This is a genomic window from Vibrio toranzoniae, from assembly GCF_024347655.1.
GTDB classification, from domain to species: Bacteria; Pseudomonadota; Gammaproteobacteria; order Enterobacterales; family Vibrionaceae; genus Vibrio; species Vibrio toranzoniae.
This window is the reverse complement of sequence record NZ_AP025515.1, coordinates 826,451-839,201: the sequence shown is the minus strand read 5'-3', so window position 1 is coordinate 839,201 and position 12,751 is coordinate 826,451. Positions and strand designations below refer to the sequence as shown.

At 45.8% G+C, this 12,751-nt stretch carries 10 protein-coding genes; all 10 read left to right on the top strand.

Annotated elements, in window-relative coordinates; translation table 11 throughout:
* Nucleotides 1-235: 235 nt before the first annotated feature.
* The 10 genes from OCU50_RS18175 to secD all read left to right on the top strand — a co-directional run bounded on the left by OCU50_RS18175 (nucleotide 236) and on the right by secD (nucleotide 12,750).
* Nucleotides 236-916, top strand: a complete 681-nt coding sequence (locus tag OCU50_RS18175; protein WP_060469108.1) for a hypothetical protein — start codon at nucleotides 236-238, stop codon at nucleotides 914-916.
* 67 nt (nucleotides 917-983) lie between these two features.
* Nucleotides 984-1,682, top strand: coding sequence for an ABC transporter ATP-binding protein (locus OCU50_RS18170; RefSeq protein ID WP_060469107.1), 699 nt, complete (start codon nucleotides 984-986; stop codon nucleotides 1,680-1,682).
* Entirely contained in the window at nucleotides 1,670-2,968 is a 1,299-nt protein-coding gene (locus OCU50_RS18165) for an ABC transporter permease (protein ID WP_060469106.1), read from the top strand. The genes OCU50_RS18170 and OCU50_RS18165 overlap by 13 nt, the downstream gene beginning before the upstream one ends.
* A complete protein-coding gene (locus OCU50_RS18160) occupies nucleotides 2,961-3,749 on the top strand; it encodes an outer membrane lipoprotein-sorting protein (protein WP_060469105.1) in 789 nt (262 codons plus the stop codon). Before OCU50_RS18165 ends, OCU50_RS18160 begins: the two co-directional genes overlap by 8 nt.
* Before the next feature lie 9 nt (nucleotides 3,750-3,758).
* Nucleotides 3,759-5,051, top strand: coding sequence for a hypothetical protein (locus tag OCU50_RS18155; protein ID WP_060469104.1), 1,293 nt, complete (start codon nucleotides 3,759-3,761; stop codon nucleotides 5,049-5,051).
* Nucleotides 5,051-6,085, top strand: coding sequence for a sensor histidine kinase (locus OCU50_RS18150; RefSeq protein WP_060469103.1), 1,035 nt, complete (start codon nucleotides 5,051-5,053; stop codon nucleotides 6,083-6,085). Before OCU50_RS18155 ends, OCU50_RS18150 begins: the two co-directional genes overlap by 1 nt.
* A 72-nt stretch (nucleotides 6,086-6,157) precedes the next feature.
* On the top strand, nucleotides 6,158-7,006 hold the full coding sequence (locus tag OCU50_RS18145) for a LytR/AlgR family response regulator transcription factor (protein ID WP_060469102.1): 849 nt from the start codon (nucleotides 6,158-6,160) through the stop codon (nucleotides 7,004-7,006).
* A gap of 181 nt (nucleotides 7,007-7,187) precedes the next feature.
* Complete coding sequence (locus OCU50_RS18140; RefSeq protein ID WP_060469101.1) at nucleotides 7,188-9,950, top strand: M16 family metallopeptidase; 2,763 nt, start codon at nucleotides 7,188-7,190, stop codon at nucleotides 9,948-9,950.
* A gap of 279 nt (nucleotides 9,951-10,229) precedes the next feature.
* On the top strand, nucleotides 10,230-10,712 hold the full coding sequence (locus OCU50_RS18135) for a hypothetical protein (RefSeq protein WP_060469100.1): 483 nt from the start codon (nucleotides 10,230-10,232) through the stop codon (nucleotides 10,710-10,712).
* Between the two features lie 238 nt (nucleotides 10,713-10,950).
* Nucleotides 10,951-12,750, top strand: coding sequence for a protein translocase subunit SecD (gene secD, locus OCU50_RS18130; protein WP_082710368.1), 1,800 nt, complete (start codon nucleotides 10,951-10,953; stop codon nucleotides 12,748-12,750).
* Nucleotide 12,751: the final 1 nt, after the last annotated feature.

Sequence of the window (12,751 nt, the reverse complement as noted above, 5' to 3'; positions counted from 1 at the left end):
ACTTTGGCGCAGAAATGAGTCAGCTCTGATCAAGGCTTTAATTGGAAAATGTCATATTGTGTTTTGAGCCGTTCATTTTATCCTCTCCTACTCGTACTTTTTGTTTGCTGCTCCTACGACTCACACCTCCACTCAACCATTCACTCCTCGCTATTACCATTCGTCGCATTGATAAAACTGCATGACAAATTCTAGTTAACCTTTCAACGTCAAAAATTTAAAGGGATTAGAAATCATGACTACTTCACACTCATTTACTTCAAGCTCTACCAATTCTCTGCTTAAGCGTTCGTTACTGATTGCGCTTGTTTCGTTTGCACCGTCGTTAGCTTTGGCGAACCCGAGTTCAGATGTGCTTGATATCTATAACCAAGCGGTGCAAGGCAATGAAGACATGGTCGACGTGGCTTATGAACGTCTTAACGACACGCTGCAACAAGACGGCGCGACGCCACTGACTTTGGTTTACTTAGGAAGCACTGAGACTTTAATGGGCCGTGATGCGTTCTTGCCTTGGAACAAGATGAAGTATGTCGAAAAAGGCTTATCGACCATTGATAAATCATTGGTGCTGCTGAAAGACGAAGACCAACCGATTCATGAGCAACCTCGCGTTCAAGGGCTGCCAGATTCTTACCTGACTCGCGCCATGGCTGCGGTGACTTACACCTCTCTACCCGACATGTTTAACCATTTCGATCGTGGTTATGATCTGTTCCTTTCGCTACTGGCGGAAGACGCTTTCCAACAACAACATTTCGCTGCGACTTCGTGGATTTACCGTTATGCCATTACCGCATCGATTCGTGCTGAAGACTTCAATCAAGCACAAGCGTGGCTAGAACAAATGGAAACGGCCGATGCTGGCAATATCGAAACTATGACGGCGAAGGCCCTAGTAGCGAAAGCCAAATAACAGCAGCGAAAACTCAATTGCGGCTTGCGAGAGCTTGAGAGTGGATGGGTAATCAGAGGACAACGGAATGATTGAATTTAAAGATATCGGCAAAGCATATGTCACGGGCGGTCAACGTGTTGATGCACTAAACGGAGTCGGTGGACGTATCCAACGCGGTGAAATGGTCGCTTTGTGTGGCCCGTCGGGTTCAGGGAAAAGCACACTGTTGAACATCCTTGGTTTGTTGGATATGGACTATCAAGGCGAGATCAATATTGATGGCAAAGCGTATCCAACGGAGCAAATCGCCGCTGCGCGTTTTCGTCGTCAGTCGTTGGGTTTTGTATTTCAACGCTTCAATCTCGTTCCTGTGATGACCGCGCTTGAAAACGTCGCTTACCCATTGATGTTGAATCAATACTCAAAACAAGAACAGCAGACCAGAGCGCAAGATATGTTAGAGCGTGTTGGGCTAGGAGATTACGTACATCACCGCCCAGATAACCTTTCAGGTGGTCAGCAGCAACGTGTCGCGATTGCCAGAGCGTTAATCCACAACCCAAGCTTGGTGATTGCCGATGAGCCGACGGCTAGCTTAGACAGCCACACTGCCAACCTTGTGATCGACATTATGAAAGAGCTCGGGCACGAGATGGGCACTACCTTTATTGTCGCAACACACGACCCAAGAATGGCGCAGCGTTGTGATCGAGTGATTGAACTTATCGATGGACAACTGGCACCACAAGCCACAGCAACGGAGGCGATCTCATGGGCGAGTTAATACAAAGAATGAGTACGTTTTTACTTCCTACTTCGGTGCGTTTGGCGTGGCTTAATTTATTGAGAAATGGTCGCCGTAGTTTGTTGTCGGTATTGATTATCGCCATTGCCGTATTTGCACTCACCAGTGCGGGTGGTTATGGACTTTACACATACGAATCTTTGAGAGAGTCGACCGCGCGCGATACTGGTCATCTCACCTTGAGCACGCCCGGCTATTTTGAGCAAGATGAAGACATGCCGCTGAGCAATGGTCTGGATAACGTTCAAGCGCTCACCAAGAGCATTATTGGCGACAGCGACGTGCGCGGTGTGCAGCCACGAGTCTACTTCAGCGGTTTGGTGTCTAACGGCAGTAAGTCGACCATCTTTATGGGAACGGGCGTTAATGAGCGTGAGTTCGACATGAAAGGACCGTTTCTTGATGTGCGCAGCGGTCAAACACTCTCGGATGTGAAATCACCAAGATACGACAGCCAAGAACCACAAGTGATGCTAGGTACCGACCTTGCACGTAACCTCAAAGTTGCGGTTGGCGATTGGGTGACACTGCTTGCGACTACTAGTGATGGCGCTTTGAATGCCTTTGATTTTAAGGTGCAGGGCATCTACTCGACTGGGGTACCTGAGCTAGACAAACGTCAGTTATATGTACACATCACCACCGCACAAGAGCTTTTGGCCTCAGACAAAGTCAGTACCTTGTCGGTGTTCCTATTTGAAACCAACAAGACCTCGACTGTTCAACAGCGTATTCAAACTGCTTTAGATCGAAATAGCGCAAGTCAAAGCGAGCAAGGCACAGAGATCGAGATCACCCCGTGGCAAGATCGCGCGTTTTTCTACACCAAGGTTAAAGATCTTTACGACCGGATCTTCGGCATCATGGGCGCAGTGATGGCATTGGTGGTGTTTGTGTCGCTGTTTAACACCATGACCATGTCGGTGACCGAACGCACTCGTGAAATCGGCACCTTGTCGGCACTCGGCAGTTACCCCTCTGAAATCGTCGCAGGCTTTTTAAAAGAGGCGGGATTACTGGCGGTGATTGGCAGTGCGATAGGTGCGCTAGTGAGTGGCTTAGTGTCGGTGTTACTGCTGGTGGTTGATATACAAATGCCACCACCTCCGGGTCGAACCGAAGGTTACCCACTCAACATTTACTTCTCATTGGAATTGGTTGGTTACGCCACGTTAGGTGTGCTGACGATATGTTTGCTAGCCGCTTATTTTTCTGCTCGCAAAGGCGTGAATAAGCCAATCACGGAGGCGTTGGTTTATGTCTAAATTAACTCGTTCAATTAATACTTTGGGTTCGGTTTTTGTTTTAGCATCAGCTTTAACATCGACACCAAGCTGGGCATTCGATTCACAGCAAGTCACTGATATGATTGCCAAGGCTGATAGTTACCGCTTGAACAGTGCACAAGCTTCTAAGGTGGTCTCTTTAGTCGCGCTATATCAAGACGAACAACTCGACAAAACCCGTGAATACAACGTCTACACAAGACCAAATCGAGAGTCATTAGTGGTCTTTAAATCAGCTGTTGAAGCAGGTCAAAAGATGCTGATGATTGAAGATAACTATTGGTTATTGATGCCGAAATCTCGTCGACCAATTCGTATCACACCGATGCAAAAACTGTTGGGTGAAGCTTCGGTAGGGGATATCTCGACGCTGACATGGAGCGAAGATTACCAAGGTGAGTGGGTTGCCGAACAACAAGTTGAGATGCCGACTGGCGAGACAATCGATACTCACCACCTAAAGCTAGCGGCGAAAACCAAGGGCGCGAGTTATCAATCGATTGATCTGTGGTTAACAGCTGACCGTGCATTTCCAGTTAAAGCGGATTTGTATTTGCGTTCAGGAAAACTAGCCAAGCAAGCGTGGTTTACTGAAGGCGTGCGAGATGGCTTACCAACAGTAGTGTCGATGACCTTGTTCGATAAGATTCAACCAAGTAAAAAAACTGTAATTGAGTACCGCGAAGTGAGCGAACAAAGCTTGGCAGAGAAGTACTACAACCCTGCTTACTTATCACGTAATAGTGTGTCTGGGCTTTAGGTGGGTGCCATGAACGTTTTCAATCGCCGATTCCACATCAAGTCTTCAATCGCTACTTTACTTGCCTTGTCTTGTGTGAGTAACACGATTCAAGCGGATGACCTGAGCTTGGCGTGGGACTGGCAACTGAGTGCAGAAGCCGTTGAATCGAGAGAGTCGCCATTCAGCCCGTTACCCTCTGATAATCGTCAGTCATTCAATGGCTTGCTGGATCTAGAGGTTGGATATAACAATTGGCTTGGTCTGTTCGCAGTGAAAGCCAACGATATTTTGAGCAACAACCCTCAAGGGCAAGAGGCGAGCTTTGAATCGGAATTCATCGTGCGCGAGTTGTTTTGGCAAGGTGGTGTTGAGGTGTCGAATTCAGTAATCGGAGATCACTATCTTGATGTCACGCTCGGCAAGGTTCGCCTCGATTGGGGCGTAGGTTATGGCTACCGACCGTTAGACATCATCAAGCCTTATCGACAAAACCCGGTGGGTATTGTCGCAGAAGAGGGCGCGGGTGTGGCGTCGGCGTCACTGTTCGATATGACGGGCGAATGGACACTGCTTTATAGCGATTCGTCATGGACTTCCCAAGATGTGAATGAGTTCGAAAAGCAGAATCAACAACAAGGCTTTGGGCTGCGTCGTTACAACTTAGTGGGCGATCACGAGTATCAATGGATCGCTTATTACGATGACGTGCGCCACGGCTTGCTTGGAGCGAGCTTAGTATCGGTATTAAACCTCGCTTGGGAGTTCCATGGTTCGATGGTTTACCAGCGACAAAGCCTTGGCTATAGCCAGCCTGATTCAATGATTAAACCGGTTTATCTCGAAGAGCAGGGCGAGGCCTATCAAGCGTTAGCCGGATTAACATGGGCGAATGACACGGGCCACAATGTGGTATTGGAATACTGGTTTGATAGCCGCGCTTGGAGTGACTCTGAGTGGCAAAGTGCGATAGAAAGTGCTTTGCCTTTGTCGGTTAATCCGATGACAGCTTCGTTGTCAGGTTCTTATGCGCAAGGCTATCAGCACGCTAATTTGGTTCGACACAACATCATGTTCCACTGGTCTTTGGATTCGACATATGGCTGGTTTGAAGATATCACGCCGACATTCGATGTGATGTTATCGCCACAAGATGGCGGTTTTATTGCGACTCAGTGGATCAATTACCAGGCTTTAGATAATGGTGATTCATCGTTGAATTTGGAACTTGCTGCACGCTTTCTTGCTGGTAAAAGTGATTCTGCTTATGCCAACTTACCTGATAGTCATATGATTATTTTAAATATCAAAGGGCGCTTTTAATGAACACTTTTTCAAATAGTCAGTTTCCATGGATTAAAAGCTTCATGATAACCACTCTGTTTTGTTTCGTCATCGCCATTACCACACAGACAATTTGGGGCGGTGACCTTGTGGTCAATCTCGCGATCAGTTTTGGTTTTGGTTATAGCGCGGTGGGATCTTCTTTTATTTTGGTTGAGGTGTTGAAGAGGAAATCGAAGGTGTTTGATGTGGGTATCTCTATGGTGGTCGCGATGACTCTTGGTACCTTGAATGCATACTATTGGTTGAATGGATTCTTTGGCTCTAATATCTCTGATCTTAAATCTGTGGTGCTATTGGGCGTTATATTCTGCTCGGTTTGCTTTTACTATTTCTATACACGAGAGCAACAGCTACGGGCCGATAATGAGCTGGAAGTAGCCAAGCGTCGTCAGGCCGATCAAGAGAAGGTGGTGGTATTGAGTCAGCTTAAGCAGCTACAAAGCCAAATTGAACCGCACTTCTTGTTTAACACGCTGGCGACCATCAATGTGTTGATTGAAAGTGATAGCACTAAAGCCAAACTGATGCTCGAAAAACTGACTGACTTGTTGCGTGTGACTCTGAAAAACAGCCGCACTGAGCAATCGACCATCGCACAAGAGGTCGATTTGTTGGACGCTTATCTGAATATTCAAAAGATACGCTTGGATGAGCGCTTAGCCTTCTCGATTGAGACACACGACATCAGCGAGCAGCAAGTGATTCCGCCATTCTTGATTCAACCTTTGGTGGAGAATGCACTCACACACGGTATCGAACCAAAAGCCGCAGGTGGCCAAGTGAATATCCGTATTACCCAACAAGCCGAACAGTTGAAGATTGAAGTGGCTGATAATGGCGCGGGGCTGAAAACGCCTTCTGCGAATACGGGGCTCGGTGTTGGGTTAAGTAACATTCGTCAGCGAATCGACACCCTTTATGGTTATAAGGCGAGCCTAACGATTACTGAACAAGCTGAAGGCGGGGTAGTCTCGACGATCTTATTACCGTTGACTGACGCAACTGCCTAGAATTACAAATCAGAAAGCATAGACCAATGACGAAAGACAGACGATTTACAGTGTGAATTTAAAGGACTAACCATGAACAACCCAGTATTAAAGCCAAGCGTAACGGCGATTATCGCAGACGATGAAGCACTGTTAAGACACCACTTAGACAACAGCTTGGCTGAAGTTTGGCCGGAACTTGATATTGTCAGTAAGGCACAAAATGGTTTGGAGGCGATGCAGAGTATTCAGCAGCTTAAGCCTGATGTGGCTTTTCTCGATATTCGTATGCCGGAGCTGGATGGAATCTCACTAGCGAAACAGTTGAATAAGCTAGATTCACCGCCATTGATTGTGTTCATTACGGCTTATGACGAATATGCGGTTAAAGCCTTTGAGCACAATGCAATGGATTACCTGCTTAAACCGATCAATGAAGAGCGTTTACTTGCCACATGTCTGAAAGTTCAAGCGCGCTTGTCGAGCAACCAAGCGACATCAGATAACACATCATTACAGCCCGATATCGCGGCATTAATGAATCAGCTTCAGCAGTTATCCCAATCAACGTCACAGCAAACGCAGCCTCCTTATCTATCGCAGAAAAAGTACCTCACATGGCTCAAAGCCAGTATTGGGGAAGACATTCATCTGATTTCTGTTGATGATGTCGCTTACTTCAAAGCTGAAGACAAGTACGTCTCGATATTTAAGAAAGGCCAAGGCGGTTCGCTAGAAGAATTTATTCTTCGTGTGTCACTAAAAGAGCTAATTGCGCAGCTCAACCCAGATGATTTTTGGCAGATCCACCGTTCAGTAGTGGTGAAAGTGTCCGCCATTGATAAGGTGAAGAAAGGGCTCTCGGGCCAGATGTCAGCTTATGTGTCGGGCGAGAAGTTACCTATTAGCCGCGCCTCTCAAGTCCGGTTTAAAGGGATGTGATAAACGAGTTTTAAATGACACCTTACCTTTTACTTACTCTTACTCATTCGTGTAATTTATAAATTAAACATTTTCATGCCAATATCGATTACCTCTCAAATCTTAATTGTTTGATTTAATAAGAAATTATTACATTTTATCGATCGGATATATTGAAGAAAATCACTTCAGAGATATCGTTATGAAAGCATACTATTTAGTCGTCGTATTAAGTACCGCGTTGCTAGGTTGCAGCTCAACGCCTCAGCAGCAAACGTTATTGAAATCCGATCCGTACTGGGTCAAAGGAGAGTTAGATAACGGACTAACCTATCACGTGTACCCTGACCGAGAACAACCCGTATCAGTACGCCTGCTTGTTCACGCCGGATCTTTTCAAGAGAGCGAACAACAAAAAGGTTACGCCCATTTTGTTGAGCATATGGCGTTTAATGGCAGCAAAAATTTTTCAGGTAATGATGTAGTAGAACTATTTGAGCAATCTGGTGCTAGCTTTGGCGCTGACTTAAATGCTTATACTTCTTACCAAGAAACGCTCTATAAGTTGGATTTACCCGACAATAAAAATCTAGACAGAGCGCTGGCATGGTTTAGAGATATTGGTGATGGTTTACTGCTCTCCGAAAGTGAGACCAAAAAAGAGAAAGGAGTGATACTTGGGGAGTTTCGACACTCGCGAGTTAAAGATAAGCCTCTTTCGTTTCAGTTCTATAATCATATGGTTGAGGGTACGAATTACCAAAGCCACGATCCCATGGGCAATAAAAAATCCGTTTCTAATGTGAGTGCCAAAGAATTAGAGAGCTTTTATCAAACCTGGTATCAACCTCAACTAACCGAGGTGATTGTTTCGGGTGATATTACACTGGCAGAAGTGATTCCGTTGATCGAAAAAAGCTTCTCTAGTTGGCAAAGAGGCACGACACCGGTTCCCGTGAAGAAAACATCAACGAACTACAATACTCAAGATTTTGTAGCGTACGTAGCAGGGAGCGAGTCACCAAGTATCGGGATTGTCATTGATCGTGGGGAAAGAGTGACACACAGCCATGAGCAGCAACATCAACTTTGGTTAGACGAAATAGCCCAGCAACTTATCCAACAAAGATTGAATTCTGATTTTGTTGACGCTGCGCTACCAGTGCAATGGGTTGCTTCGACTCCCTATTTCTTAGAGTACCAAAGGTATTCCATTACAACGGTAGGCTTTCCTGTCGATAGTCGAGATCAAAGTCAGCAGCAGTTTATTTCTACTCTCGCCTCTTTACGTGATCATGGCGTGAGTGAGAATGAGTTTATGAGTGTAATACAGGCCTACCAAGCGAATCTTGATGACATTCAAGTGAACTGGGAAAAAATGGATGCAGTGGCTCATGCGGATGGTAAGTCGACGGCACTGGTGATTAACCAGACGGTTCAATCACAGCTTGATTATAAATCGAGTTTGAAAGAGTTTCTTTCGAGTACGGATCTCAAAGCCGTAAATGATAATTTAGATGATTTACTTTCAAGCCCTTATATTTTGGGATTAGGTTTATCGTCTAAAGAAGATTTGCAGGCAATGAATGACGAGCTAGAAGATGTCAGGAGAGTCTATAAGAAAACTGGCAACAAACCATTGCTCGTTACTGCAAGCTCTGCGTTTAGTGTGCCAGCGTCTCAAGGAGAAATTGTCAAGCAAGTTCAGGTGAGTGACGATCCTAATTTGAAGCAATGGACATTAAGCAACGGCATTGAAGTGTGGTACTTACGTAACTCTGAGGCGGGTAATAATGTTGGGGTGTACTATGCGAGTGAGGGTGGAAAAGCGGCGTTGGATCCTTCGCTGTTTCCTGCTGTGGAGATTGCGCTGCAAGCTTCGATTCGTAGTGGTGTTGGTAAATTTAGTGGTTCGGAGCTAACCGCTCACTTGAGACGCGAAGACATTGAGATCTATCCCTTCATCAACTTTACTCATCATGGCTTAGAAATAAGCGCCAAGAAAAAGACGCTTGCAGAAGGTTTAGCTGCGCTACACACCATTGTAACTGAACCCAAAATAGACAGTGACCAGCTTGAGGCCGTGAAGTCTGAATTTGCTCAATCTCGTACCGCATATCTAGAAACACCTGTGGGGCAATTTATTCAGGTGGTTAACCGCAATAGCTATCAAACAAGCAGCCGTCATATCATGCTTGAAAGTGACGATATTAAGGCTGTCACGTCACAAGATATACTTAACGTGCAGCATCAACTCTTTCAAAAATTAAGAGACAATACGTTGGTTATTGTTGCTGATATTAATCCAGCTGAAATCAAGCCTCTTGTGCGTCAATATGTTGCTTCATTGCCACTAGAAGCCGTTGTGTCTCCTGATTATCAGGTGGCTTATAGTACTAATTCGAAAGAACGAATGGATATATCCATCAATAATGAAGACAGCAGCCAGTATTTATTGCGTGTAATTTCCCAGCAAGCTCGGGATAAAACCGCAAAAGATGTGTTTATGGACGACATGCTTCAGCGTGTATTGTCGAGCCGTCTAACCGCTTATGTTCGTGAAGAGTTAGGTTTGGATTATGCGCCTTATGTGTACTCGGTCGCACAAGACAGTGAGCCGAGTTATGACTGGCTAATAGGCTCTTTAACGGCTCCAGAAAATTCAGAGAAAATTGAACAGGCGATTGATAAGGTCATTGCTGAAGCGGCAAAAGGGATTTCTGAAGATGAGACTCGAACGGCAGCTAAGCAGCTGGTGGCAGATCTCACTCCACTCCAAACTAAGCCGACTGAACAAGCTTGGTTTATTTCGCGCTACTTAATTCATGACTATGGTGTTGAAGCATTGTTTGATCTACAGGGAATGACGGATTCTATTTCCAGTAAAGACATGACGGAGTATGCGAAAGAGATTTTTGGCGATAACAGTTATAAATTGAAGAACTTGTTAAGACCACAAAGCTAAGCCGATTAAGCTAAATCGCTTTTCAGGTAAGGAACCTATCAGCCCTGTATCTGCGGGTTTGGATCGAAGCCAAATGTTAAGTCATTTGGCTTTTTGTTTTCTCGCCACGCAGGATGCGCAAACACAGCGCAATTAGGTGAACAATTGTCAGCGTAGTGTCAAATGTCGGCGGTTGTGATTTCAAATCAATTGTAACTTTCATAGCTGTTCTATATTGTCGCTGTTTCTACCATTCAGGATTGTTGTTCATTGCTTAAACTAGGTACCCGATTAGTCTTAATGTTATTTTTACTGAGCTTTGGCTTAGTGAATTCTAACGGCTATTCGTTTCCTTCTAAGCCATTTCAAATCGAGACTGCTCAACAGCAATCTTTAGCTAATAAACAATCTTCTTCGGAAAAACAATGTAAGCAAGCCGCGGTTGTTGATCCATCAGCCTATTTAGAGTGCGATAAAGTTCAGTTGGGCACCGCGTCCGTCGGTGACAGTTCCAACTACCACGATACTGAATCGAGCCTTCAAGCGACCACTTACCGACGTATATTAACCAATGATCAAGAAAGCGGGGCCGATTTAGAGCCTTCTTATCATTTGCTTATCGACTTTTCTCCTCCTTCTTTACTGGCCTCTCTGTTGGTCAATACACCTCTGTTGGATCAAAAACAGCACTGGACCAGTATTGTGAGTTCTCCGTCCTCCCGGCTTTCTGGGTGGAAAGAGGGCAACATACAATATTCCCACTTTCGAGATCTTCTTAGCTAATCGTTTGACCCCAAATTGGTCGTATCGATGGACACTTGTGCCCGTTGAACTCGCCAGTTAATCAAATATAGCGACACATAATTTTAGCCTCACTATCGTTCAATCAGCTTGTTCTGGTTGTCGCTAGTCGTCGCTCGTGTTCGCAAAACATTAGTTATACCAATCGTAGTAAATAACTGGTCACCCTAGCTGGTTAAAATGCTCGAACATTTACTGTGATTGGTAAAAAGAAGAGATCTTGACTGTGAAAAAACGCATTCCAAGAAAACAAATCAACCACTACGCAAAGTGGAAATACGTGGTGCTTATTGCCACCATCATCATCATGGTTCTAAGTGCTCTGCCTTCTTGGTATGGCGAGAACGCTTCGGTTCAAATCAGTAATCGTTCTGAGCAAACTATCGATGCTACTCAGGTAACTCAATACCTTGCGAGTGAAGGCATCCAAGCCAAATCAGCCTTTCAAAAAGACAAACGTTTAGTGGTTATCCTAGAAGATGCCGAGCAACAAGCGAAAGCCAAAGAAGTGCTGAATGAGCGCCTATTGGACAACGCAACTGTAGCTCTTTCGATGGAGCCAGCAGCGCCAAAATGGTTGACTGACATGGGCTTCGCACCAATTCAGCTAGGCCTTGATTTACGTGGCGGTGTGCAGTTTTTGCTAGAAGTGGATATGGAGCCGGTTTACCACGCACAAGCGCAAGCTATGGTCGATGAGATCACCAGCGAAGTACGTTATGCCCGCGGCAAAGTGGTGAACAACCAAGTGGAATTCAACTTCCGTACTGACGCGGATTTCGAAAAAGCACAAAAGCTGATCCGTGAAGAGTTCCCGCAATGGTTACGTGATAGCTCAGACAAAAAGCTGACTCTAACGCAGTCTGAAGATGAACAAAGAACGCTACGCAACCTAACGGTTCAACAAAACCTACAAATCATGCGCAGCCGTATTGAAGAGCTGGGTATCACAGAGGCTTCAATTCAGCGTCAAGGTGAAAGCCGTATTCGTATCGAACTTCCGGGTGTACAAGACCCAGCAGCCGCGAAAGACGTGATTGGCGCAACGGCATCATTGGCGTTCTACTCTGTTTACGATAACGCAACGCGTAACACGCAAACGCTAAAAGATACAGATGGCAACCGTGTCGTTGTTGCTCGCAAAGCGGTACTGAGCGGAGAACACATTATCGATGCTCGTAGCGGTATCGGTGAGATGGGCAGCGCAGAAGTAAACATCACGCTGGATTCAGCGGGTGGTAAGAAAATGTCTGAGTTCTCTCGTCATAACATCGGTAAACCAATGGCAACCGTTTACAGCGAGTACAGCCGTGACAAAGCTGGTAACAGCGAGAAAACCAGTGAAGTGATCAGTGTGGCGAACATCCAATCTCAATTGGGTAGCCGCTTTAGAATCACAGGTGCAGGCAGCATGGCTGAAGCACAAGAGCTGGCTTTATTGCTTCGTGCAGGTTCATTGACTGCGCCAGTGACCATCATTGAAGAGCGCACCATTGGCCCATCTTTGGGTGCTGAAAATGTCACTAACGGCTTTGCTGCTTTGGCACTTGGCCTTGGTCTAACTCTCACGTTTATGGCGCTATGGTATCGCCGCCTTGGTTGGGTTGCGAACGCTGCATTGGTCGTCAACATGACCACACTATTTGGTTTGATTGCGATGCTACCGGGTGCGGTATTAACCCTGCCGGGTATTGCGGGCTTGGTATTAACGGTCGGCATGGCGGTAGATACCAACGTACTTATCTTCGAACGTATTCGAGACAAAATGAAAGAAGGGCGCAGCTTTGCGAGTGCCATCGACCGTGGCTTTGATAGCGCGTTCTCTTCAATCTTCGATGCCAACGTCACTACCATGATTGTTGCCGTGGCTCTGTACACCATTGGTAATGGACCGATTCAAGGCTTTGCTTTGACCCTAGGTTTGGGTCTTCTAACCAGTATGTTTACAGGCATTTTTGCGTCACGCGCGATCATCAATTTGGTTTGGGGGCGTGACCAACGCCACGATGTAAGGATTTAAG

Bases quoted from the DNA above. Each gene is read 5' to 3' on its own strand.
- OCU50_RS18175 (WP_060469108.1), top strand. From the start codon at position 236: ATGACTACTTCACACTCATTTACTTCAAGCTCTACCAATTCTCTGCTT.
- OCU50_RS18170 (WP_060469107.1), top strand. From the start codon at position 984: ATGATTGAATTTAAAGATATCGGCAAAGCATATGTCACGGGCGGTCAA.
- OCU50_RS18165 (WP_060469106.1), top strand. From the start codon at position 1,670: ATGGGCGAGTTAATACAAAGAATGAGTACGTTTTTACTTCCTACTTCG.
- OCU50_RS18160 (WP_060469105.1), top strand. From the start codon at position 2,961: ATGTCTAAATTAACTCGTTCAATTAATACTTTGGGTTCGGTTTTTGTT.
- OCU50_RS18155 (WP_060469104.1), top strand. From the start codon at position 3,759: ATGAACGTTTTCAATCGCCGATTCCACATCAAGTCTTCAATCGCTACT.
- OCU50_RS18150 (WP_060469103.1), top strand. From the start codon at position 5,051: ATGAACACTTTTTCAAATAGTCAGTTTCCATGGATTAAAAGCTTCATG.
- OCU50_RS18145 (WP_060469102.1), top strand. From the start codon at position 6,158: ATGAACAACCCAGTATTAAAGCCAAGCGTAACGGCGATTATCGCAGAC.
- OCU50_RS18140 (WP_060469101.1), top strand. From the start codon at position 7,188: ATGAAAGCATACTATTTAGTCGTCGTATTAAGTACCGCGTTGCTAGGT.
- OCU50_RS18135 (WP_060469100.1), top strand. From the start codon at position 10,230: ATGTTATTTTTACTGAGCTTTGGCTTAGTGAATTCTAACGGCTATTCG.